Below are 25,379 nucleotides of genomic sequence, written 5' to 3' on the forward strand. Positions count from 1 at the left end.
ATGCAATTAAAAATCGATTTGTAAATTCAGAGTGTATGTTTTGGTACTGGGATAGGACATATTCTCTATACCGGGCTGCAGGGTACCACCAGCGACCGAGACCGTTTCCGGATCAAAATGGGGATTGTCCGTCCATAGTGCCAAATTTCTGCCTGTCAAGGATAATCTTGCCTTACTTATGGGAAGTTTATCTATAATTTTCTTGGAAAGGCTATAGCCCAAAGTAACCTCACGCAATTTCGTATAGGAAGCATCGTATTTGGCCGCCTCCACATTATCACGCTCATAATAACGGTTGTTGTAGGTCCTAACATCCACATTTATGGTGTTGGGCGTATATACACCAGGAGATGTCTCCAATACACCTTCGGCAACAATTCCGGTTTCCCTTCCTTCCAAGGTCTCCTTTAACTGCCCGGAAGTGGAACCTATCGTTTTGGTCCTGGATACTACTATTCCGCCTTGCCTTATATCGAACATAAATCCAAAATCCAAAGACTTATACTTAAAACTGTTCAGTATTCCCAGTGTATAATCAGGGGCATAATCGCCTTGGTACACCAAATCGTCCGTCCTGATGGGGATACCACTGTTATTAACTATCATTTGACCAAAATACTGACTGTTCTCATCTTCTACACGTTGAAATCCCCTACCGTAAATGGCACTAATGGAACCCCCTTCCCTAGCTTGGATAAAGACACTGTTCCTCTCGGTAAGCGTATAATCTATGCCTCCCAGGTCGGTAACCTCGCTCCTGTTTCTGGAATAGTTGAACATGGTATTCCACGTAAAGTTTTCCGTTTTTATAGGAACTACATTCAACATGGCCTCAAACCCATAATTCCTGACTTCACCGGCGTTGATCAACTTACTGGTATACCCACTGGAAATATCCGTACTTATAGGTATGATCTGGTTCTTGGTACGACCATCATAATACGTCGCATCCAAATTCAACCTACTTTGGAACAAACGGATATCGGCACCAATCTCATAAGATGATGTAATTTCAGGTTTCAGATCGGCATTGGGAATCAAGGAAGATTCCGTTAAAATAGGATTATCCCCAAAAGGTGTTTCATTGGTAAAGAAACTGGACAGTTTATAGGGGTCCGTATCATTACCCACCTCGGCATATGCCGCCCTTAATTTTGCAAAGGACACGAATTCCGGCATTTTAAACATGTCACTGGCAATGGCACTCAGGGTGACCGAAGGATAGAAATAGGAATTGTTATCCGTTGGCAAAGTACTTGACCAATCGTTACGTCCTGTTACATCCAAGAAAAGTAAATTATCATAGGCAAACCTGGCAAAGCCGTAGAGACTATTGATCCGCTTTTGTTCATTGTTGCTACTTACCTCCAATGGCCTTCTAGTGTTATTAAAGGAATAGACCCCTGGATTGATCAACTGCGGGGCAACCGTTTGGGTATACTCTTGTCTTTGGCGAAATTGGTTTCCACCAGCGGATACATTTATGTTCCATTTTTCGTTGTAAGTTTTATCGTAGGACAAAAGGAAGTCCGTGTTGGACTCTTCAAAAAACACATTGTCCTCCCTGTAATATCCAAGTGGAAAACGCTGGGTACTAAAGGCCCTCTTTTTCCCCCTTAGGTCGCGATAAAAATCCCTTCCGGTACGTACTATTAAACTCCAATTATCGTTTATTTCATAGTTGGCACTAATATTCCCGTAGACCCTGTCCTTGTTCTGTGAATTGGTATTTTCATACACATTAAAGAATGGGTTATCATGATAATTGTAATTATAGTTGAACTGCTGTAGATCTTCCCTGCCCGGCATCCAATAATCCCGCATACTATTGGTATTCAATTGCCTACCGTACCATATAAACAGGTACATGATACTTTCCGTTCCATAACTTAGGGAAGGCCTATTGCCACTATCCGATTTAATATAGTTGACATTAGTGTTAATAGTAAGTTTATCGGTCAGGTTAAGACCAGCACTTAAGTTAAAGGTATTCCTCTTAAGATCGGTATTGGGAACAATGCCTTCCTGATCCAAGTTTTGGTAGGAGAACCTAATATTTCCCAAGTCCCCTGATTTTGAAATGGCAATGCTATTGGTCTTGGTATACCCGGTATTGAAAAAATCCAGGGTATTATCCGGCATGGACACCCAAGGAGTTGGAATAATAGGGGAATTGCTTACTAAATAATCCCCACCTCTGGTACCGTCCTCCCGTGGCGAATCGAACTGTGGAATCATTAGCCCGGTATCCAATCTGGGACCCCAGCTTTCATCAACACCATCGGCAATTCCGCTACCGCTTCCATCAACAAAAGCAAATTGTTGGTTGTTACCTTGGCCGTATTCATTTTGCCAATCGGGCAATAGCAATACACTCTCCATGGTTATACCAGAATTAATGGAAATACCTAACTGACCTTTTTTGGAACTTCCCTTCTTGGTGGTTATAATAATGGCCCCGTTAGCTGCTCTAGCACCGTATAAAGCCGCAGCAGCAGGTCCTTTTAGCACGTTGATGGATTCTATATTCTCCGGATTAATTTCCGAAGCCCCGTTTCCATAATCCACATCCTGTGTTCCAGAACCGCTAGACCCTACAATTTCATTGCTGATGGGAGTACCATCCACAATAAACAAAGGAGAGTTGCCATTGATGTTCAAGGAAGCATCACCCCTTATGGACACCCTAGCAGAACCTCCAAGGCCCGAGGGGCTGTTGGTAATCTGTAGACCGGCCACCTTTCCGGAAATGCCATTTAAAAGATTGGGTTCCCTGGCCGCAGATACCTGCTCGCCATCCAGCTCCTGGGATGCATATCCCAAAGATTTCTTTTCCCTCTTAATACCCAAGGCGGTTACTACCACCTCACTTAGACCTGTAGCACTCTCCTCCAAGGTTATAGAGACATCGGTCTGGCCATTCAGTGCCATTTCCGTGGTAGTAAACCCTACATAAGAAACCACCAGAACTGCGTTTGGTCCATTTACATCCAAGGAAAAATTACCGTCAAAATCGGACTGGGTACCGTTGGTGGTTCCTTTTTCCAGTACGTTCGCTCCCGGCAATGGACTACCATCACTGTCCAGAATAGTACCATTTACCTTAAACGGCTGATACAACTCCACCTTTTTTTCTTCCTCCATAGTTGAAGGAGGAATATTTTTTTCCGGCCTAAGCACTATCTGTTTATCCAATACCTCATAGGTAATGTTCATCTTAGAAAAAATTCTATCAAGAATTGTAGTTACCAATTCTTTATCAGCGTTTACAGAGACAATTTTTTTATAATTTACCTCCTTATCATTATACATGAATTTGAATTCTGTAAGCGACTCAATTCTGTTCAATACACTTTCGATGCTTACATTTTCGAGGTTCAAGGTAACTTTGGTCTTTTGACCATAAGTTTCGTTGGCATGAATTTGAAAAAGCGAAACAGTCAATAGCAAGAATGTAGTTAGCTTCATTTTCAAATCATATTGTAGCTGAAAATGGGATTCCCTCCCCAGCCTAATTAGGTTTTTCATATTTTTGCAGTGTTTTTTAAGTGGTTAATTAATTTAATCACGTTTCATCGGGAAGTGTTGGCTCACTTTCCGATTTTTTTTTTTGCTCGTAGGCCTTATAATTTAGTTGTAAGGCGAAAATTGTGATCTGTCTAAATTTTAGGAAGTTTAATTCATTGGCTGTTGTTTTTGTCTAGTTAGTTAGTTGATAATTATTTGTCTGTTGTTGATTTTGTATTCCATTTCGTAGGTGACGTTGAAGGTTTTAAACACTTGATCGATGCTTTCAACATCAAAACTTGCCGTAAACATTTCTTCATCAAGTTCCGGATTATTGTTCACGATATCCACATTATAATGCCGCTCCAATTTCTTTACTATGTTCTTAAAGGGCACATGCCTTAAAATGATTTTCCCATTCAACCAATCGGTATGCATAGCTATATCCGCTTCTTCTACTAAAATTTGTTTATTGTATTTGTTCCATTCCGCTTTAAATCCAGGTTCCAGTAAAGAAACATTGGAAGAATCAAAAGTGTCCTGTTTATTGTAAACAGCAACCGACCCTTCTAAAAGCGTTGTATTGACAAATTGATCTTCCGGATAGGAGGATAAATTAAATTTTGTCCCCAGTACGCGCACATTAAGCTCATTAGTATTAACTATAAATGGATTTTCCGTGTCCTTAGCTACACTAAAAAAAGCCTCCCCATCCAAAAAAACCTGCCTGTTTTTTGTTTTTAAGAATTGCACTGGATATTTGAGGGATGTTCCAGAATTAAGAGTTACCTGTGTTCCATCCGAAAGCATTAAATCAAATCTCTTACCATAGGGAACCGTGAGCGTATTGTAGATCAATTCCTCTTTTGAAGTCCCATTGTTTTTATAGACTAATTGCGACCCTTGTTGTGCCCCCAGTACATTGCCTTCAGAATCTACAACCTTAGCCTCTCCATCTTCGGAAATCACCTCAATATTTCCATTTTCCAATTGCAGAATTATGGCATCCTCTGGAATAATTGGTGCAGTACGGGAATCAACAATAGCATCCCTAAATATAAAACCTAGCCCTACAAGAATTGCCAAAACAGCAGCGGATTTCAAAATTGTAATTGGAATGCGACGTCTATTTCTGGAGGTAGGGTTATTGGTATTGAGCAAACCTTGGAAGGAAGCATCTAAATCTACATCCGTTTCATCCAAGGTAGATGCCACATATTTGGCCTTGGTTTCAAAGAATTTTTTGGCATTTTGATTCGAAGAAACAATCCAATCCTGAACTTCCTTTTCCTCCTTTGAAGTTGCAGTACCCCTTAAGTATTTATATATTCTTTGATCTAGCATCGTCATGTGTTACATTATATAGACGATTCAAAAAAGATTTACACCTAGTACAGGATGGTAATTTTATTGGGAAATTGATATAAATTCCCTTAAATGAAACCTCATATGCCTCAGGGCAGTGGTAATATGGTTATCTACCGTTTTGTGTGAAATGCCCAACTGTGCAGCTATTTCACCATGCTTCAAGCCCTCTAATCGGCTTTTTTTGAAAATATTTTTACATTTTTCAGGTAATAATTCTATACTCTGAATAATTTTGCCTTCCAATTCGTTTTCAAGCAACAACGAGGCCGCTTCATCATGAATAAATTTATATTGAATTTCAGATTTTATGCGATAACTATTATCTATGTAGTTCCTTTTAACCTTTTCGTGCTTCAATTGGTCCAAGCACAAATTCTTGGTCATGGTATATAAATAATTATTGATATTGGACACATCGCCCAAAGATTCTTTATTTTCCCATATTTTAAGAAATACGTTCTGTACTATACTTTCTGCCTCCTGTTGGTAAACTAGGTATCCTTTTGCAATTTGTAAGAGTTTCGTATAATAGAGTCTGAACAAGGTCTCAAATGCACACTTCTCTCCCTTTTCCAAAAGGGAAAGAAAAAGCTCGTTGTTGATATTAGGCTGACCTTTTTTCAACTTATAAATGGGTTTAAATATCCGGCTCTATGAATTTACCAACCTAGAAAACAACTTCTTCCCATTAATATGGCCTACTGATCCATCTAAATTTTCCCCTTCATCATCCCGATCAATATAAATTTACATGTAATGCCATCTAATTCGTTTCCTTTCTCCAGCAGCATCCCAAACATTGATAAATACAAATTCCCCACAATTTAACAAAAAATTATATTTTAACCAAGAATCAAATTTCTTTACTCTACCTATAAAAATTGATTTTAGATTTTCGTAGTTTTCCGGATGCTAATTGCCTATTTCCGTAATTTTTACAGGTCTTTTTTCCCGTAATGATTTTATGGCAGCTAGGCCAATTTGCAGCGACCGCAGTCCATCGGTGCCGTCTACCTCCATGGCATTACCATTTTTTAGACTTGTTACGTAGCTGGCCATTTCGGATTTATACGCCTCGGCATACCTTTCCAAGAAGAAGTGCAGCGGTAGTGAACTTTGTATTCCCTTGTTGGTATATAGTCGATGTGAATCTTCATAATTATTGTCGGCCTGTGCCATTCCTTTGGATCCGAACACCTCTATTCTTTGGTCATAGCCATAAGCGGCTTCCCTACTATTGTCTATTACGGCCATGGTACCGTCCGTATAGGTCAGGGTAACCACAGCAGTATCTATATCCCCGGCCTCGCCAATAGCAGGATCTACAAGGACTGCCCCTTTGGCGTAAACTTCCTCCACTTCCTTGCCCACTACAAATCTGGCCATATCAAAATCATGTATGGTCATATCCAAAAACAGACCTCCGGATTGTTTAATATAGCTTACCGGTGGTGCTCCTGGATCCCGACTGGTAATTTTCACCAAGTGGGGCTGCCCTACGGCACCCTGCTTTACCAAATCATGAACCTTTCTAAATTCCTTGTCGAACCGGCGATTGAAACCCAACATCAATTTAACATTGGCTTCTTTGACCACTTTTAAAACCTCAACAACCCGCTGCATGCATAGATCCAAAGGTTTCTCGCAAAAAATATGAACACCGGCTTTGGCCGCCATTTCAACATAATCGGCATGGGTATCGGTTGGTGAACAGATCACCACAGAATCGAATGGGGCAATATTCAACAACTCCTCAAAGGTGTCGGTGATATGGGGTATCTTCTTTTCCTGCGCATATTTCCTACATTCTTCCATGGGATCCATTACGGCTACCACTTCCACATTGTCCATCTGAAGTAGGTTTTCCAAATGGATCTTCCCTATCCTTCCCAATCCTGCTACGGCGAATTTAACTTTAGTCATAGATGTGTATTTCTTTATAATTTTTTCATGAATATTGAATTGTCTATAACCCTAGGGATTTTATATAGTCCCTATTGGCCTGTGCGCATATTTTGGGGTTTCCCATGCCTGGTAAAATATCCTGCTCCACCACGATCCAATCATTGTATCTCATTTCTTCCAATATTTTTACAATGGACTGAAAATCTACCGCACCTTTCCCTAGTTCACAGAATACACCCCTTTTAATGGCATCAAAATAATCCCCGTTCACCGCACGGGAGTCCTTGGCCGCTTCTGGACTATAATCCTTAAAATGGACATGCCATATTCTTTTACTAAACTTTTTAAGGGCCTTTACTGGATCACCTCCTCCAAAGGCATAATGCCCCATATCAAGACACAGACCCAATAAATTTGGATCGGTCAAGGCCATAAGCTTATCTATTTCTTCAGGGGTTTCTACATATCCAGCACAATGGTGGTGAAATACCGTCCTAATACCATATGCATCCTTCACGGCTTTCGCTATCTTTTCTGCACCAGCGGCATATACTTTCCACTGTTCTTCCGTGAGTCCCATGGCCCTAGTAATTCTCCCCGCATTTTTGGTACGTTCCGGAACGGAACCATTATCATCTGCCAATACAATAAACGAATTCTTGTAGCCGGCATTGAACATAAGCTCCGCTACTTTTAAGGCGGAGACCATCCCAGCATCGTGGTTGGACTCCTTGACCAAGGCTACAGGAACAAAAGCGCCCAATAGATCCAAATGTCTTTTATCCAATTCCACTTTTAGCAGGCTGGGGGTGGTGGGCATGTATCCCCAATCACCCAATTCCGTACCTATATATCCCGTTTCTTTAATTTCATCCAACACCTGTTCAAAACCTATCTCTTCGGATTTTTCTTCCAGATCAAATTCCAAGGCGCCCCAAGAACAAGGAGCATTAGCAATTTTCATCATTCCCTTTTCCTATTAAAATTTTCTTGACCAAATGTTCGGCCATCTTTCTATTATTACCTTGGTCTGTGTAAAGAATTCTATGGCATGCTTACCCTGACCGTGCAAATCCCCAAAAAAACTATCCTTCCAACCACTAAATGGAAATTGGGCCATAGGTGCCGCCACACCTATATTTATACCAATATTTCCAGCATCGGCCTCATTTCTAAACCTTCTGGCATTGGCACCGCTACCGGTAAATAAACAAGCCATATTTCCATAGTTCCCACTATTAACAAATTTTAGGGCATCATCTATATTTTTCATGGAAATCAGACTCATTACGGGTCCAAAAATTTCTGTTCTAATAAGTTCCTTATCCAAGGCTACGTTCTCTAAAATAGTAGGGTTTAGGAAGTTTCCCTTCTCATATCCGGCAATGGAAGCATTTCGGCCATCCAAAAGCACTTTTGCACCTTCATCTATTCCTTTTTGGATCAATCCTGTTATTCTAGCCTTACTCGCTGCAGTAATCACCGGTCCCATATTTATTTCCCTATCCAAGCCGTAACCAGTAGTTCGGGATTTAACGGTTTCATAAAGGGCATCCTTTATTTGTCTTTTTTGGTCATCCACAGTGATGATTGTAGACGCCGCCAAACATCTTTGTCCTGCACAACCATAAACGGAATCCGCTATGATTTTGGTGGACATTTCAATATCCGCATCGGGTAAAATAACCACTGGGTTTTTTGCGCCTCCTTGCGCCTGTACCCTCTTGCCATTGGCTGTGCCTTTAGAATAAATATATCTAGCCACAGGGGTACTGCCCACAAAACTTACCGCCTTTATGCTAGGGTGTTCCAAAATAGCATCTACGGAATCCTTACCTCCGTGCACGAGGCTCACAAGTCCCTTTGGAATATCCAATTGATCAAGAAACTCAAAAATCTTCATCATGGTCATAGGTACCTTCTCGGATGGCTTCACCACAAAGGCATTACCAGTAGCAATGGCATAGGGCAAGAACCAAAAAACGATCATACTTGGAAAGTTGAAAGGCGTTATGCAAGCTGCTACACCTAAAGGTTGCCTAATCATCATCTCGTCTACTCCCGTAGCAATATCTTCAATAACATCTCCCGCCATTAACATGGGTGTCCCACACGCAACTTCAATATTCTCGATTGCCCGTTGTATTTCCCCAACAGATTCCCCATAGGTTTTACCAGACTCCTTAGTAATAATCTCTGCAAGGACTTCGGTGTTTTCTTCCATCAGGGTCTTTAAGCGATATAGTACTTGAACCCGTTTTAGCACCGGAACCTTACTCCACTCCAGATATGCCTTGGATGCAGAAGCTACCGCTAAATCAACATCCTTTTGGGTGCCTTTGCCAAAAGGCACTTTTGCCAGAACTTCTTGGGTAGCCGGGTTTACAATGTCTATTGTTTCTTTAGATGTGCTTGGGATCCAAACACCGTCGATATAATTTTTTAGTATTTCCATTTTTTAATTATTTAATATTGTTGATCATAGTAGTGCTACTGGTTGTTCCAGAGCAAAACATAAATTAATACAGTAACAGCGCATAACCCAATGGACATGGGTATGGTATATTTCCAAGTAGTCAGATTTACCGCTCCTACATCGGTAATTTCGTAGTTGTTCTTATTGGGATAGAAATGGGACACCGAATACATTATGGCTACATTCAGCAAGAATTCTATTCCCCATAAATGCACAAAATGAATGCCATGACTAGTATAGCCCCAAGTCATAAAAATATAAAAACTAAGTCCGAACATCAGGGCCACTTTAGCCCCCATTGCCGAGACTTTTTTCATAAAGAACCCTGCCAATAAAATGGACGCGATGGGAATGAAAAATATCCCGTTAAGCTCCTGTAGTAACTGATACAAGCCATCAGAAGCATTGGCTACCATTGGGGCTGCAAATATGGCTACAACGGCTAAAATTGCGGAGGTCACCTTTCCAATCTTCACCAATTTGGTATCGCTGACATTTTTCGCAATATGTTTCTTATAAATATCTATGCTGAACAAGGTAGCCACAGAATTCAATACCGAATTAAAGGTACTCAAAACGGCCCCCATAATGACCGCAGCAAAAAAGCCTATCAACCAAACAGGTAAAACCTTCTTGACCAATTGTGGGTAAACGGTGTCCTGTTGGTCAAAATAAGTGTCCTGAAAATAATAATAGCAAATAACGCCAGGCAGCACAATTATCAAGGGAATCAATATCTTAAAAAGCCCGGTTATTAAAAGTCCTTTTTGGGCTTCCTTCAAATTTTTTGCTCCCAAGGCCCTTTGGATTATGGTCTGGTTCATTCCCCAGAAATAGAGCTGATTAATGATCAAGCCCGTAAACAAAACTTCGAAAGGCAATACAGAGTCCCTTGCCCCTACCACATTAAATTTCTCGGGGGCATAATCATATACCTTTACCAATCCATCCCAGATGTTGTTATCTCCTATGGCCAACAGCGCCAATACTGGTATTAACAAACCACCGATCAAAAGTCCAAAGCCATTTATGGTATCGGAATAAGCTACAGCCTTTAAGCCACCAAAGATGGCATATATAGAGCCTATGACCCCTATAATGACTACCGTAATCCACAGCCCTTCGGATTTACTGACCCCAAGAGCCTCCGAAACACCAAACAGACTTTCAATACCTATTGCCCCGGAATACAAAACGATTGGCAATAAGGTAACTACAAATGAAAAGATGAGAATAGCAGCAACCATGGTCCTTGTCAATCCATCAAATCTATTTTCCAAAAACTGGGGTATGGTGGTCAATCCCATTTTTAAATACTTGGGAACAAAGAAAATGGCCGCAATCACCAGCGCAATCGAGGAAGTAACTTCCCAGGCTATAACAATAAAACCATTGACATAGGAATTACCGTTCATCCCTATAAGGTGCTCAGAGGAAATATTGGTCAATAACATGGAACCCGCAATAACGGTTCCAGTTAAACTTCTACCTCCCAAGAAATAACCGTCGGACGATGTTAAGTTTGTTTTTCTAAGACTGTACCAAGTAAAAAAAGCAACTCCTCCGGTAAAAACCAGGAATGAAGCTAAAATAATGATTAGTTCGGAATTCATAAGGTTGGTTGGTTATGGTCTATAAATAATATTTCTGGGTCTTCTTGTTTTCAATAGAGGTCTTCAAAGAACTCTTCACGCTATCTTTCTCGGATACTTCGGCTACGGCCACATCCCACCAGGCAAATCCTGGGACAGCCTTTTTACGGTCTACCTCAATATAGATTACGGTAGTCTTGTCTATGGTTTTGGCTTTTTCAAGTGCCGCATTCAATTCCTTTACATTGGCAGCTTTAATTACATGGGCTCCCATACTCGCGGCATTGGCTGCATAATCTATGGGCAACTTTCCTCCGTCCAATTGGTCTGTCTCATCATTTCTATAACGGTAGTATGTGCCAAAGCCTTCGCTTCCAAGAGAACTGGACAAGCTACCAATACTGGAATAACCATCATTATTCAATAAAATAATGGTCATTTTTTGTTTTTCTTGGATCGATGTTACAATCTCCTGGGACATCATTAGGTAACTTCCATCGCCCACCATTACATATATTTCACTTTCAGGGCGTGCCATTTTGGCCCCCAATCCACCAGCAATCTCATAACCCATACAGGAATAACCATATTCCAAATGGAAGCCTTTCGGGTTTCGGGTACGCCACAATTTATGAAGGTCTCCTGGCAGGCTACCGGCGGCACAAAGCACAATGTCATTAGGGTTGGAAAAGGAATTCACGGCGCCGATCACCTCTCCTTGAAATGCGGGTACCTCATTCTTTTCCGCATAGATATTCTCTACAAATTGGTCCCAGCTCTTATTAAGGTTTTCTACTTTTTTACGATAATTCAGATTTACTTCATAATTCGAAAGCTCCTTGTCCAAGGTTTCCAAAATGGCCTTGGCATCCCCTACCAAAGGAAGGGCACCGTGTTTAAAGGAATCGAATTCCGTAACATTTATATTGATAAAACGCACCTTGGGATCTTGAAACGCAGATTTGGAGATGGTAGTAAAATCACTATATCTGGTACCTACCCCTATTACTAGGTCGGCCTCCTTTGCCATCTCTATGGCTCCTGGTGTTCCTGTTACCCCTGCCGCGCCCAAGTTCTGTGGTTCATTATAATCCAAGGAGCCTTTTCCTGCAAAGGTTTCGGCCACGGGAATCCCCGTTCTATTGACCATTTTTTTTAATATTTCAGTTGCATCGCTATAAATAGCGCCGCCTCCTGCTATGATTATTGGCCTCTTACTTTCCTTGATTTGAGCTATTGCCCTGGATAAAAGTGTTTGGTCCGGCATAGTTCTGCCCACGTACCAAACCCGTTTCTGGAACATTTCCTCGGGAAAATCATAAGCTTCTGCCTGTACATCCTGCGGAATACAAAGAGTAACCGCTCCTGTTTCGGCCTGAGATGTCAATACACGCATTACTTCTGGCAGGGAGGTAATTAATTGTTCCGGCCTATTGATCCTGTCCCAATATTTGGAAACAGGCTTAAAGCAATCATTAACGGATATATCCTGGGTTACGTTAGATTCTAACTGCTGCAATACCGGGGCGACCTGTCTGGTAGCAAATATATCTCCAGGAATCAAAAGGACAGGAATCCTATTGATGGTGGCCGCTGCCGCTCCGGTGAGCATATTGGTAGCCCCTGGCCCAATGGAGGACGTACAAACAAAGGTCTGCAACCTATTCTTTACTCTGGCAAAGGCCGCTGCCGTATGAACCATTCCCTGCTCGTTCCTAGCTACATAAAAGGGGAAGTCGAGATTTTGGTGTAATGCCTGTCCTATTCCCGCTACGTTTCCATGTCCCAATATCCCCAAACAACCGGCAAAAAATTTGTTCTGCTTGCCATCGCGTTCTACATATTGATTCTTAAGGTATGCAATTGTGGCCTGGGCCACTGTAAGTCTTTTTGTTTTCATCTGTTCTTCTTTGTTTGTTTTAATAGGTCAGATGGAATGCCCTGAGAACATATCGTCCCGATAGCTATCGGGAGGCTTGATAAAGCCGTTAATGGGCATTTCATCGCTTTTAGAATTAAAATCCGCCCTTTTGAGCTATAAAATCCATGGATTCTTCCAAGGTTGGCATAAAGTTGGCACAACCCTTTTTAGTAACCACTTGCGCACCACTGGCATTACCCATTCGGCAGGCCTTTTTCAAATCCCACCCTTGTAGTATTCCATATAAAAATCCACTGGCGAAGGCATCACCTGCACCCAGCACATTCAATACCTCTACTGGAAATCCTGGAACATCCTCTCTGGAACCATCCTTTTGGTAAATACTGGCACCCTTCTCTCCCCGTTTTACGATAAGTGTCTCTATGCCCGAGGAAAGCAGTTGTTTAATGGATACATCTATATCACCTTTAATTTCCGGGGCGGAAATCTGTTGTTCCTTAATGGTTACTTGGGAGGAATCGATCAGCGTGGCCGCAAGAATTTCCTCTTCCGTACCAATGGCCATTTTAACCCTGGGCAAAATAGCCCTTACTGTCAGCCCAAAGGCCCTGTAATCGTGCCATTGGTCAGCCCTAAAATCCAGATCAAGCACTACATCCACATCATTTCTGTTGGCGATTTCCGTGGCATAAAAAGTAGCACTCCTAGTCGGTTCTATATTTAATGCAGTACCATTGATCAATAATATTTTATAGTCCGGAATATTGGCTTTGTCCACGTCATCAATATCAACCTGACTATCTGCCGCATTATCCCTGTAATAGACCAAGGGAAACTTATCCGGGGGCTCTATCCCCAATACCACCGCACTACTCCTAGTGCCATTTTTTACAGGGATGCAATGGGTATTTACCCCTTCCCCTTTCAAGAAATTGAGGATAAACTCGCCCACTTTATCGTTACCTACCGCAGTTAAAAGACTGGCATTAACACCCAATCTCGCACATCCCACTGCTATATTCAAGGGAGACCCTCCCACAAAGGCATCAAACCCCTTAATATCATTAAATGGCGAACCAATATTCTGTGAATAAAGATCGATACTAGATCTTCCAAACGTGATTACGTCAAATTTTTTATCGCTCATTTCTACTTATTGTTTATTCATTTCAGCCGTTACCAAGGGCAATCTTTTATCCTTTGATGTCCAGGAATCGTAAATCCATTCATGATCGGGATCTGTTGTATTGGCCAGGCACTGGTCCGTACCGGCCAAGAAATTAAGGTAATAACAATGAAAACCATGTTCCGCTACCACAGGATGAAAACCTTTGGGTATCAGCACCACATCGTTATGCCTAGGCCTAACTATCTCGTCCAAGGACCTGTCCTTGGTATAGACCTGTTGTATGGCATATGCCTCCGGTTTTTGAAATTTATAGAAATACGTCTCCTCTTGTATTGGTTCCAAAACCGTACCTTCAGCGTCTACAATGCGTTCATCATGTTTGTGGGCCGGAAAAGAACTCCAATTGCCGGAAGGTGTATATACCTCACGCACCACTATTTTGCTACAACCAAAACCCGGTGGCACCAGATCATTGAACTGTCTTGTGGCATTGTCACCTCCAAAAATAACTACAGGCGTGTCCTCTGGGGTCACAAATTTTGCAGGGAAATCCTCCTCGACCTTGCACCAACCATATCCAATATCCAAACTATCACTCATTGCCGTTAAGGTGAACGAACTGTTACGCGATAGGTATAGTGTATGGGCCACCCCACTAAAGACGTCCTTTCTGCCATTTTTTGTTTCCCAGTTTCCCTTATCGCTCTCCACTTTAAAATTACCGCTAAGCAACACTATCACCATTTCGTTATCCTGGGTTTCGTGTTGCCAAGTTTCACCTTTGGTCATTAGCCTAGCCTCAAAATTGAGGTATTCCCAGTTAGCCGATTCTGGAGTTATCCGGTGATATATCCCTGTTTTTGATTTTGGTTTGATCTGCAAATGCGATTTATGTTCCATAGTTTTATCTTAAAATCTCAAGTCGCTTACTTTACCTGTAGCTCCTAAAAGATCGAATTTTTCCAGCATAAATTTTTCGTACTCCGCCATATATGTTTTCCCCGGAATTACGGGATCGAAAAGCTCAGGGGTATCCCTGAAGAATTCCCTATGTACTCTCGTCCACAATAGTCTGGTATCTGTTGCTATATTGATCTTACAAACTCCGTATGCAATAGATTTAACAATCTCATCTGGTGCAACTCCGGAGGCACCTTCATTCAAATGCCCTCCTGCCCTGTTAATCCGTTCTATTTCTTCAAAATTAACGGCAGAGCCACCATGCAACACTATAGGGAATTTAGGCAATCTCCGCTGAATTTCCGCTAATATTTTAAACTGAATACCGTCTCCACCAGAAAACTTATAAGCTCCATGACTGGTACCTACCGCTACCGCCAAACTATCACAGCCGGTTAATTCCACAAATTCCTGCACTTCTGAAGGCTGAGTGTATTTGGCATGTTTTTCGTCTATAGACAGATCATCTTCAACACCGCTCAGCACTCCCAGTTCTGCCTCTACAACAATATTTTTTTTATGTGCCTCCACTACCACTGCTTTGGTCCTTTTTACGTTCCCATTAAAATTATCATGGGAGGCATCGATCATTATTGAGTCATAATCGTTGGATTGTATTGCATTAAAAGCATGTTCCTCGTTCCCATGATCCATATGAACGGAGTACACCGCTTTTGGGTATATTTTGGAAGCAGCCCGAATCATCCCAATGAGCATTTCGGGATGGGCATAATTCCTTGCCGCTGGTGTAATTTGGACCAGAAAAGGGGCATTTGCCCTTTCTCCCGCACTAAAAAGCCCGAGAACCTGTTCCATGGTAAAAACATTGACCGCTGCTATGGCATATTTGCCATAACAGTGTTCAAAAAAAATTTTAGATGAAACTTGCATGCAAAATTTTGATATAATTATTTATACCCTTAATATTTTATACAAATAACAATAAATAATTAATCTTTCGAAGAATTTCGTATTAAATGTCTATGCAAAGGTTTGCATTATGAAGAAGCTCAGCCTTCGCATTATAATTCCTTATTTCTCCTTGGAAGAGGCCCTTATAACTAGTTCTGGCTTAAAGACCTCCTTTCGAAAATCCAGTATATTATTCTTGTTGTTCAAATGACTTAATAAAATTCTGGCTGAAAGCATTCCCATACTATAAACCGGTTGCCAAACGGTAGATAAAGAGGGGGTAATAAAAGACGAATGGGGCTCATCATCGAACCCTAGGACGGAAACCTCATCGGGAATTTGCAAACCCATTTTTTTTACGATATGCATGGCAGATATGGCTATCTTATCGTTGTAGGCGAAAATTGCATCAGGATGCTTTTGGAGTTCCAATAACTTTTTAGTGGCCTTTACGGCGTCTTTATGCGAAAACCCTGGAACATGTACAATATAATCCCTATTCACGGGAACCTTATTTTTTTCGAGAGCATCCATATACCCCTGTAGCCTTTGCTCTGTAGTACTAAGGTTTAATGGACCTCCTAGGTGCGCTATGTTTTTACAGCCTGTGCCAATTAGGTACTCCACTGCCTGGAATGCCCCAAAATAATCATCTACCAATACTTTATCTGCCTCCAATCCCGGACAGTCCCTGTCAAAAACTACCACGGGAATACCACTTTTTTGAAGCCTACGGAAATGATCAAAATTCTTGGTCTCTGATGACGGTGCTACTAAGACCCCATCTATCTGGATCTTGGATAATCTCTTTACAATGGTCAACTCTTCCTCATAGGATTCGTTGGACAAGCAAATCATAATATTGTATTCGGAATCAACGATTACGTCCTGTATCCCGGTAATTATTGCGGAAAAAAAATGTCCCGTAATTTCTGGCACAATCACCCCAATAGTATTGGATTTTTTTTGCAAAAGGTTCAACGCCAAAAGATTAGGCTGATAATCCAATGCTTCCGCCAGTGCCTTTACAGCGTCCTTGGTTTCTTTTTTTAAAGCCGGATGATCGTTCAAGGCCCTGGACACTGTTGATGGAGCTATGTTCAGCTCGCGCGCGATGTCTTTAATGGTAACACGGCCCTTCTTCATAATAAATTGTTATTTCCAATTCTAACTATCCTTTTCATATTCCCATTTATTACAAATTGTCAACCTTATAAAACCAAAAATTGCTATCTAACCAATTATAGTCCCAAATTAACGAATTGCACATTGTAACCAAATTACAACAAAATTTCTAAATGAACGTCCTAAGTTAAGCCCATGAAAAATAATAAATCAATATAAAATGAAGCATCTCTAAATAGAATATCTTCAGAATTATCTTGATATCCTAAATAACCCTACAAGCAATAAGGGTGGGCAAAAAATTGCCCACCCTTATCACAAGTTAATACTTATTTATCTATCTAATATCCAGCATTTTGAACCAAATATCCATCAAGTATGGATGCACCATCCACTGCACTTTGAGGAATTGGCATAAGACGTTTCTGTGGATCGGAATTTGTTTTTTCGGTATAAGAGTCCTCATACTTTCCAAAACGAATCATATCCGTACGTCTTTGAAATTCCCAATAAAATTCAAAACCACGCTCACGATACAATAAATCAAGATCCATGGCATCCAGTGCCGGTGCAATATGCCTAGCGGTTCTAGATGCTCTAACTAAATTAACATCAGCAAGTGCCGCACCGGCATCGCCCTTTCTTAACATTGCTTCTGCACGCATCAGGTACATATCGGCTAAGCGCAGAACCACAAGATCGGCTTGACCTTTGTTTCTACCGGAATCGGAAGTTTTACTAAATTCATACTTCAACACCCTATAACCATTACTATGTGAACTATTGGTAGTAAAATCGATCTCCAATGAATGAAAAACTGGATCACCCACCTCGGACCTACGGTTTACAACCAAGTCCACTACATAATTGTCACCATCGCATCGCTCAAAGGGATCTCCACCTTGATCGTGTTGCAAACCATACAAAAGGCCTCTATAAATTCCCCTATCCACTTCAAAATCCGCAGCACTCACACAACCCGGTTCATTGATCAGATTATCTTTATGAAATCTGGGATCGGCCTCAGCTGGATCTACATCGCCATAAGCATCTACCCAAGTTTGATAAAAATCTGGAGTAATTGCCGCGGCATCCGTTCCGTTAGCACTAGGAAATTCTGGAAGAGGGTAAAAGTCACCTGACATGGAGAAATAAGCCATACGATTATGACCATCCAAATCTGGACGTTGATCTAAAGCAAAGATTAATTCCGTATTGGTATGGTTTTCATCATCGAATATTTCAAAATATTCTGCAGAAAGTGCATGCTCACCAGAATTAATTACCTGGTTGGTATATTGGATTACCGCATCCATATCTGCAGGACTGAAATTAGGTGTTCCATAAGGATCCCTATAAACTGCAGCATTTAAATAAATCCTTGCCAATAAAGCCTGAACACCTGTCTTTGTCATTCTACCTGGCCCTACTGCCGTAGTAGTTGACAGGTCGGGTTCAGCAGCCTTCAGTTCACTTATTAAATAGTCGACCGCCTCACTACCTCTTAATATTACCGATTGATCATCAATATTATCCTTTACGAATACTAAACCAAATGCGTCCAATAAAATATGGTTGAACCAAGCCCTCATAGCCTTGGCTTCTGCCAAATAAACCACCGCTTGAGGATTTGTTTCAGTCAATGGCTCCAAGGCATTAATAGCACTTACGGATCTGGCTATATGTTTGGTAACCCCGTTCCAAACGTCTTTCATAATGGCATTTCCCGGAGTCATTGCATGACGGTATAAATCCGAAAATTTTCCTCCATCGCCCCAGTCCGTACCACCTCTATAAGGCAATATGGCCTCATCCGTAGAGATTTCCTGCATGGCAAAATATATGGTGTGCCTATAAATGTCATTATTTGCATTTGCATACACAGGAGCTATAGCTGCTACAGCTTCATCAATACCTTCTGTACTAGGATTCAAAGATTCGTCCAAAACATTCTCTTCAAGATCCGTACAATTCCAATTCAATAACATGCTGACGAACAACAGTGCTAATTTTATCTTGTTTTTCATATCTAATTATATTTTTTATTAAAAGGATACATTCACACCAAAAACAAATGTTCTTGCCTTTGGATAGGCGAACTTATCTATACCAAAGGATTGAATTCCGTTGGTTGAACTATCAGTATTCACCTCAGGGTCATACCCATCGTAATCTGTAATTACAAATAGATTTTGGCCCGTAAAGCTTAACCTAAATTCTTGAAGCCAGTTTGAGGCCCACGACATGGATTTAGTGTCGAACGAATATCCAAAGGTCATATTATTCAATCTTAAATAAGAACCGTCCTTTAAATATCGTGTGGAAACGGCAGCTGAATTAATAATACTTTCTTCTGGATATTCAATCGCAGCAGCCGTAGTATTATTGGATTTGCTCAATAAGGTTTTATAGAAACTTCCCATAGCCGTATGGTCATAAATTTCATTTCCGGATACTCCATTAAAATTCACATTGAAATCGAACCCTTTATACTTGAAATTTGCATAAAAATTATAGGTCATGTCCGGTAAAGCACTTCCAACAATAGTTCGATCCTTTTCGGTTATCTCACCATCCCCATCAGTGTCAGCAAACTCTGAAAGTCCGTCCGGGCCAATTCCAGTAAATGTTTGCATATAAAAAGCGCCAATGGCCTCTCCGCTTACAAATCCATTAATGGTAGCATCCGTAAGGCCTTGGCCAGATGCGGATCCGGTAGTTACAATAGTAAAGGGAGAATCCTCCACTAAATTATCAATAAAAGTGGCATTTCCTCCAAATCCGTAAGACAAACCATCAGGATTACGTTTTGAATAATCAAGTGCAACTTCAAGTCCTTTGTTGGTAATGGTCATGTCGGGAACATTGGTCCAATACGTTGGTGCCGGAACAATAGGGTCTACTGGGACAACCTCCAATAATATATTGTCCGACACTTTATGGAAATAATCTACAGTACCTGTTAAACTACCATCAAATAATCCGAAATCAACACCCACATTGGATTGGGTTGAAACCTCCCATTGAATGTCCGGGTTGGCAAATCGGGTATATTCAGATCCCACTGGATAAGCACCATTTTGATCTATTGGATAACTTACATTACTAGAGTTACTAACTCTAAAGGAGGCTTTTGTAATTTTCCCTGGAATTTCCTGATTTCCAGTTTGCCCCCATCCCGCTCTTAATTTTAAATCGCTAAAGATGGACCCCTCCATAAAATCTTCTTCAATAATTCTCCAAGATCCTGCAAAGGACGAGAACACTCCATATTTGTTGTTTTTACCAAATTTTGAGGAACCATCAGCTCTTACCGTTGCGGTAAATAGATACCTATCCATAAAACTCCAATTGGCCCTGCCAAAATATGACTGTAATTCGTCTTCATAGGTACTTCCAGTAGGTCTATGGTCAGTTATATTGGTATCCCCTCCCAGTCCTGGGTTATTACGAGGGTCTATACCAGTATCTGATGGAAATTCGTCAATGGACCAACTACTATTTCTTGCAAATGTCTTTTGATAGGAGTGACCCCCTAAAATACTTAGATTGTGTTCTCCTACATCAAAAGTATATGTCAAGTAGTTTTCAATAAGGTTATTTTCATATTTTCCAAAGGACTGTCTTAAAAAACCTAAATCATTTCTATCACTATTGGCGATAGTTTGCTGATCCCTATCTGACGATCTATTTTCATAGCCATAATTTAGTTTGTATACCAGACCATCCAAAATTTCGAAAGAAGGTGCTATGTTAATCAATATTCTTCTAGATTCGGAAAAATCCCCATTATACTTATTGGACAATAAAGGATTGTTCCAATTAAGAGGATTGTTAATTTCTCCATCCGCTGTATATGCGTTAAATGTAGGGTTGGTAGAATACCCCAAATTATTATTTCTGGATTGATCGGTAAGCGTCGTATTTAAATTATAATCAATTCTTAATCGATTATCCAATAATTTTTGGGTTACGTTAATCCTGGCACTTGTTCTTTTTAGGTCGGAATTATAAACAATACCTTCCTGATCCTGTAGCCCTAATGAAGCGTAATAATTTAATTTATCGGTACCCCCGGATAAAACCAGATTGTAATTTTGCGTAATTGCGGCCCGGGTCAGTTCTTCTTGCCAATCGGTAGAACCTCCTCCATCTATCAGTTCACTCCCAGGAATTGCTGCCACTTCCCTTCGAAATTCATCAGCACTGAATACATCCAATTTACGTGCCAGTGTAGAAACACCTACATCGGTAGAAAGTGATATTTTTGAAACACCGGCCTTTCCGCTTTTAGTCGTAATAATAACCACTCCATTAGCACCTCTTGAACCATAGATTGCCGTTGCCGATGCATCTTTTAGCACATCAATGGATTCTATGTCGTCTGGATTTATAAAATTCAAAGGACTTTCACTTGAACCCGTACCTGCCAAGCCAAGAGGAAAACCATCCAAAACAAATAATGGCCCTGACCCTGAACGGATAGTCCCTTGTCCACGAATTACTATGCGTTGTCCACTACCAGGCTCACCACTTGAAGAGGTGACATTTACACCCGCAGCCTTACCCTGTATAAGTTGACCTGCATTGTTTACAACTCCTTTATTGAAGTCTTCACTGGTAACCCTTTTAACCGCACCTGTTACGTCCTTAATTTTTTGAGTTCCATAGCCAACTACGACCACCTCGTCCAATAATGAGGAGTCTTCCTGTAACGATATGCTTACATTGCTTTGACCATTTAGCGGTATTTCTGAGGTTGCATACCCTAAAAAAGACACCGCGAGAATTGCGCTTTCATCCGATACTTGAATGGTAAAATTCCCATCAAAATCGGTGGTAGTTCCATTCTTAGTTCCTTTTTCCAGCACTGTTGCACCTGGCAAGGGAACATTCTGTTCATCGGACACCGTACCGGTAATAGTGGTCTGTGCCCATGATGTCATAGATGTGCCTATCACAAAGACAAACATCAAAAATTTCAGTTTCTTCATATTTTCATGGTTTAAATTAGTTTTGTCATAACCAATTTAACACTAATTTAACGATATCGGAATTTTAAGGACTTTAAAAACTATGCAAAGGTTTGCATTGCTTTGGTTGGGCAGAAATTTCTTACGGACATATATCCCTTAATGCCTAGTAAAAAATCACAAGAGTCCATTGTCAAAGACCTTTAATTACGCTACCGATTAATCAACACTTGGTTATTCTCGGCAAAACTATATAAATGCAAGTACGAAAATGAAGCGGTATTGTGATTTTACCTTGGCTTTACAGTTTAATAACAAAGACCTGGTTTTGTTGTACAAACATTTATAAGCACATCATATATAGGTATGTGCCGGCAATGAATTTACACAGTAGTTGCTGACGAAATCTATAAATTTCATCACTAATGGATTCACTGAACTGTAGTTATAGTGATGTTTTCCCAGCTAGTAGTTTGGTTGTAATCCCAATGAAGTGCCAAATACCCATATTTTTAACAGGGTAACCATAACTTAACATTATAGTACCATGTTCAGGCTATTATGATGAAGTGTAAAATCGCTAAATTAAATTTAGCGAGCAATCAAGGAATATTTCTATTAAGATTAAGGGTAAAAAAATACCCCTTTTGGATCAGCGATAATTTTTCCTGAAATACTATATAACCCCATTGAGCTGTCTATAAATACAAGCTTTTAAAAATCGAAAGTATAAAGCACCCCAAGAGTAAGGGTGGACCAAGTAGCACCGTCCAATTCTATACCTGTATAAGAAATATTGACTTCTGTCTGGGCCCCCATTAAATAAGCTATTGTTGGCCTATAGTACAATCCGCCGTCATTGCCGTCGTTTATTCCTATAGCCTGACCAACATCACCACCAATGGAGAATGAATTTGATGTCCAAAATCTAATAGATGCGGCGAGTGGCATAAATTGAATATTGGGCAAATCCTCGGCAAAAAGGTCCCTATCATATTTTTCCGGAAATCCATTTACGAAACCTACCATAACCCCAAGGTCTATAATTTCACTTAAACCCCATCTATATCCAAGATCCACTCCGGCAACTAGACTAAGCTGATCTTGGAATTCATCCAGGGGCAACCCTCCATGAATTCCTATTTTCATCCCTTTTTGGGCATACAAGCCCGTCCCTAGAAGTGCAAAAACAAAGGTTATAAGTACCGTTTTCATAAATGTTAGTTTTTATTGGTCGGTATAAATCTAGGGTCTTCCTTAGACCAGACCACATTTTTGTTGTAAAAGCGGCAAAAATGGTTGTGGGAAAACTGATTTTTAAAATATTCCATTATTTTCGGTCTCAATGAAGAAATGGTTATCTGCACAAAGAACATGTAAAAACGAATATGCAATAACCTAATTAGTAAATGTGATATTTTAAAAATATCTTTAAATAATGAATTATTAATCTATTTAAAATTGCATAAAAAAAAGTGATGCTACTCTTGAAAAAAACATTCACTATTATTTACCTACTTATGGTCACCACTTTATTTGGGCAGAACAAAAACTTCCAAATTGCAGACGGAGTTATAAATTACCTGGATTTGTTTAACTCTTCAGATAACCCCAATGTTTCCTGCTACCGTATTCCAGCCATGGCCACCGCTGCCAACGGCGACCTGATCGTGGCCATAGATGAACGGGTACCATCCTGTGATGATTTAAAATGGAGCAAGGATATCAATATTGTGATTCGAAGAAGTTCCGATAACGGTAAAACATGGTCCCCAATAGAAAAAATAGTGGATTTCCCACTAGGGAAATCAGCTTCCGACCCCTCTATGATCGTGGACAATATCACCAAGGAAATATTTCTGTTTTATAATTTTATGGATTTGGACAATGAGAAAGACGTATATTACTTACATGTCATAAAAAGTAAAGACAACGGAAAGACCTGGAGCCAGCCTGAAGATATTACCCCTCAAATTACGAAACAGGAATGGCACAACGATTTTAAGTTTATCACCTCCGGTCGTGGCATACAGACCAGATCTGGTGCCCTTCTCCACTGCATGGTAAATCTAAATAACGGGCTACGAGTTTTTGGCAGTAATGACCATGGTAAAACTTGGTTTTTTAGAGATACCCCACTTTTCCCTGCAGATGAATCCAAAATAGTGGAACTTGCTGATGGCAGCTGGATGGTAAATTCAAGGTCAAACAACACTGGTATTCGTCATATCCACATGTCCCAGGACGAAGGCAAATCCTGGAAAACAATTGAGGAACCTCTTTTGATCGATCCCGGATGCAACGCCAGTATTATTCGCTTTACTGCCAAGGCAGATGGTTATAACAAAAATAGATTGTTGTTCTCCAATGCCAAAAGTGATAAAGATCGTGTTAACATGACTGTTAGAATAAGTTATGACGAGGGCAAAACCTGGTCCGAGGGTAAAACGATTTATGAGGGTGATTCCGCCTATTCCTCTATGACCATTATGGACAATGGCGATATTGGTCTGTTTTTTGAAAAGGACGACCATACCGAAAATGCCTTTGTAAGCTTTTCTTTGAATTGGTTGACCGATGGAAAAGACACATACAAAAAACCGAATAAATAACATTTAAAATCCGTATTTATGTCAGCAGTAAAAGATTTAGCAGATAGGCATAGTCCTGTCTCGGAAATGTTTCAACAGCCCAAAACAGCTGAGGAATGGGAACAATACAAATTATCCGATGAACAGCTAGCCCACTTTCACGAATTCGGCTATGTTTCCGGCATAAAACTTTTGGAGGAATGGCAGGTAGATTTGTTAAACCGGGAATTGGCAGAAATAATGGATCCAGATCATCCTGCACATGATTTGTTCTATGAATTTCACAGTAACGAATCCCAAGACCCAAACTCAGTTTTATTCCATTCCCTAGGACATTGGCGGATAACCCCCGGGTTTCATGATGTATTGTGGAATCCAGCTTTTACTATGGCCGCACATCAATTATTGGAAAACAAATCAGTTAGGTTTTGGCACGACCAATTATTCTGTAAACCTGCTCTTCACGGTGGTGTAGTAGCTTGGCACCAAGACTACTCCTATTGGACCAGGACAATAGCCATGCAACACCTTACCTGCTGGACGGGATTGGATGATGCCACCACAGAAAATGGCTGCCTTCACTATATCCCCAAAAGCCATAAATGGGGTCTTTTGGATGCGCCTTCATTGGCAGGTGATATGGACGGGCTAATGAAATATCTTAGCCCGGAACAAAAAGAGCAATTTAAGCCCACCCCCATCGAATTAAAAAAAGGCTATGCAACATTTCATCATCCACTTATGGTACATGGCTCCTATGAAAACAAGTCGGAAAGAAGTAGGCGGGCGTTCGTACTTAATGTGTTTGCCGATGGCACGGTTAGCAATACGGACGATGAACTTTTGGCAGGAGTTCCCAGAGTACCCAAAGGCAATAAAATGGAAGGCAAGTTCTTTCCAAAATTATATTCCGGAAAATAAAGCAATAAGTTCAATGTTAAAATACTCATCAAACCTTT

17 protein-coding genes are annotated in these 25,379 nt (G+C 40.6%); 2 read left to right on the forward strand and 15 right to left on the reverse strand.

From position 1 onward, the window contains the following. Positions 1-6: 6 nt before the first annotated feature. From LV92_RS11645 to LV92_RS11715, 15 genes are all read right to left on the reverse strand, one after another. Positions 7-3,528 (reverse strand): SusC/RagA family TonB-linked outer membrane protein, encoded by a 3,522-nt coding sequence (locus LV92_RS11645; RefSeq protein ID WP_245946360.1) that lies wholly within the window; start codon positions 3,526-3,528, stop codon positions 7-9. A 180-nt stretch (positions 3,529-3,708) separates the two neighbouring features. Then, complete coding sequence (locus LV92_RS11650; RefSeq protein ID WP_170126311.1) at positions 3,709-4,851, reverse strand: FecR family protein; 1,143 nt, start codon at positions 4,849-4,851, stop codon at positions 3,709-3,711. Between the two features lie 63 nt (positions 4,852-4,914). Then, positions 4,915-5,499: an RNA polymerase sigma-70 factor gene (locus tag LV92_RS11655; RefSeq protein ID WP_170126312.1), complete on the reverse strand. Its 585-nt coding sequence runs from the start codon at positions 5,497-5,499 to the stop codon at positions 4,915-4,917. Positions 5,500-5,787: 288 nt separating this feature from the next. Continuing rightward, positions 5,788-6,798 (reverse strand): inositol 2-dehydrogenase, encoded by a 1,011-nt coding sequence (gene iolG, locus LV92_RS11660; RefSeq protein WP_111623823.1) that lies wholly within the window; start codon positions 6,796-6,798, stop codon positions 5,788-5,790. A 43-nt stretch (positions 6,799-6,841) separates the two neighbouring features. After that, complete coding sequence (locus LV92_RS11665; RefSeq protein ID WP_111623824.1) at positions 6,842-7,747, reverse strand: sugar phosphate isomerase/epimerase family protein; 906 nt, start codon at positions 7,745-7,747, stop codon at positions 6,842-6,844. A gap of 12 nt (positions 7,748-7,759) precedes the next feature. After that, positions 7,760-9,235: a CoA-acylating methylmalonate-semialdehyde dehydrogenase gene (locus LV92_RS11670; protein WP_111623825.1), complete on the reverse strand. Its 1,476-nt coding sequence runs from the start codon at positions 9,233-9,235 to the stop codon at positions 7,760-7,762. A gap of 35 nt (positions 9,236-9,270) precedes the next feature. Then, positions 9,271-10,869: a solute:sodium symporter family transporter gene (locus LV92_RS11675; protein ID WP_245946361.1), complete on the reverse strand. Its 1,599-nt coding sequence runs from the start codon at positions 10,867-10,869 to the stop codon at positions 9,271-9,273. Between the two features lie 19 nt (positions 10,870-10,888). After that, complete coding sequence (gene iolD / locus LV92_RS11680) at positions 10,889-12,748, reverse strand: 3D-(3,5/4)-trihydroxycyclohexane-1,2-dione acylhydrolase (decyclizing) (RefSeq protein ID WP_111623826.1); 1,860 nt, start codon at positions 12,746-12,748, stop codon at positions 10,889-10,891. 115 nt (positions 12,749-12,863) lie between these two features. Beyond that, positions 12,864-13,877 (reverse strand): 5-dehydro-2-deoxygluconokinase, encoded by a 1,014-nt coding sequence (gene iolC / locus LV92_RS11685; protein ID WP_111623827.1) that lies wholly within the window; start codon positions 13,875-13,877, stop codon positions 12,864-12,866. A gap of 6 nt (positions 13,878-13,883) precedes the next feature. Beyond that, on the reverse strand, positions 13,884-14,759 hold the full coding sequence (iolB, locus tag LV92_RS11690) for a 5-deoxy-glucuronate isomerase (RefSeq protein ID WP_111623828.1): 876 nt from the start codon (positions 14,757-14,759) through the stop codon (positions 13,884-13,886). Positions 14,760-14,768: 9 nt separating this feature from the next. Continuing rightward, entirely contained in the window at positions 14,769-15,710 is a 942-nt protein-coding gene (locus tag LV92_RS11695) for a class II fructose-bisphosphate aldolase (RefSeq protein ID WP_111623829.1), read from the reverse strand. 141 nt (positions 15,711-15,851) lie between these two features. After that, on the reverse strand, positions 15,852-16,877 hold the full coding sequence (locus LV92_RS11700) for a LacI family DNA-binding transcriptional regulator (protein ID WP_111623830.1): 1,026 nt from the start codon (positions 16,875-16,877) through the stop codon (positions 15,852-15,854). 320 nt (positions 16,878-17,197) lie between these two features. Further along, positions 17,198-18,883 (reverse strand): RagB/SusD family nutrient uptake outer membrane protein, encoded by a 1,686-nt coding sequence (locus tag LV92_RS11705; RefSeq protein WP_111623831.1) that lies wholly within the window; start codon positions 18,881-18,883, stop codon positions 17,198-17,200. An 18-nt stretch (positions 18,884-18,901) separates the two neighbouring features. Next, positions 18,902-21,850, reverse strand: coding sequence for a SusC/RagA family TonB-linked outer membrane protein (locus LV92_RS11710; protein WP_211322966.1), 2,949 nt, complete (start codon positions 21,848-21,850; stop codon positions 18,902-18,904). A gap of 693 nt (positions 21,851-22,543) precedes the next feature. Next, complete coding sequence (locus tag LV92_RS11715) at positions 22,544-23,044, reverse strand: hypothetical protein (protein WP_111623833.1); 501 nt, start codon at positions 23,042-23,044, stop codon at positions 22,544-22,546. Between the two features lie 272 nt (positions 23,045-23,316). Here LV92_RS11715 and LV92_RS11720 point away from each other — a divergent pair, with 272 nt between their 5' ends. Continuing rightward, positions 23,317-24,441, forward strand: coding sequence for a sialidase family protein (locus LV92_RS11720; RefSeq protein WP_245946362.1), 1,125 nt, complete (start codon positions 23,317-23,319; stop codon positions 24,439-24,441). A gap of 18 nt (positions 24,442-24,459) precedes the next feature. Beyond that, on the forward strand, positions 24,460-25,341 hold the full coding sequence (locus tag LV92_RS11725) for a phytanoyl-CoA dioxygenase family protein (protein WP_111623834.1): 882 nt from the start codon (positions 24,460-24,462) through the stop codon (positions 25,339-25,341). Positions 25,342-25,379: the final 38 nt, after the last annotated feature.

This window comes from Arenibacter echinorum (assembly GCF_003259375.1).
Lineage (GTDB): Bacteria > Bacteroidota > Bacteroidia > Flavobacteriales > Flavobacteriaceae > Arenibacter > Arenibacter echinorum.

Coding starts and splice junctions, on each gene's coding strand:
- LV92_RS11645 (WP_245946360.1), bottom strand. CDS start 3,528: ATGAAAAACCTAATTAGGCTGGGGAGGGAATCCCATTTTCAGCTACAA.
- LV92_RS11650 (WP_170126311.1), bottom strand. CDS start 4,851: ATGCTAGATCAAAGAATATATAAATACTTAAGGGGTACTGCAACTTCA.
- iolG (WP_111623823.1), bottom strand. CDS start 6,798: ATGACTAAAGTTAAATTCGCCGTAGCAGGATTGGGAAGGATAGGGAAG.
- LV92_RS11665 (WP_111623824.1), bottom strand. CDS start 7,747: ATGATGAAAATTGCTAATGCTCCTTGTTCTTGGGGCGCCTTGGAATTT.
- LV92_RS11670 (WP_111623825.1), bottom strand. CDS start 9,235: ATGGAAATACTAAAAAATTATATCGACGGTGTTTGGATCCCAAGCACA.
- LV92_RS11675 (WP_245946361.1), bottom strand. CDS start 10,869: ATGAATTCCGAACTAATCATTATTTTAGCTTCATTCCTGGTTTTTACC.
- iolD (WP_111623826.1), bottom strand. CDS start 12,748: ATGAAAACAAAAAGACTTACAGTGGCCCAGGCCACAATTGCATACCTT.
- iolC (WP_111623827.1), bottom strand. CDS start 13,877: ATGAGCGATAAAAAATTTGACGTAATCACGTTTGGAAGATCTAGTATC.
- iolB (WP_111623828.1), bottom strand. CDS start 14,759: ATGGAACATAAATCGCATTTGCAGATCAAACCAAAATCAAAAACAGGG.
- LV92_RS11695 (WP_111623829.1), bottom strand. CDS start 15,710: ATGCAAGTTTCATCTAAAATTTTTTTTGAACACTGTTATGGCAAATAT.
- LV92_RS11700 (WP_111623830.1), bottom strand. CDS start 16,877: ATGAAGAAGGGCCGTGTTACCATTAAAGACATCGCGCGCGAGCTGAAC.
- LV92_RS11705 (WP_111623831.1), bottom strand. CDS start 18,883: ATGAAAAACAAGATAAAATTAGCACTGTTGTTCGTCAGCATGTTATTG.
- LV92_RS11710 (WP_211322966.1), bottom strand. CDS start 21,850: ATGAAGAAACTGAAATTTTTGATGTTTGTCTTTGTGATAGGCACATCT.
- LV92_RS11715 (WP_111623833.1), bottom strand. CDS start 23,044: ATGAAAACGGTACTTATAACCTTTGTTTTTGCACTTCTAGGGACGGGC.
- LV92_RS11725 (WP_111623834.1), top strand. CDS start 24,460: ATGTCAGCAGTAAAAGATTTAGCAGATAGGCATAGTCCTGTCTCGGAA.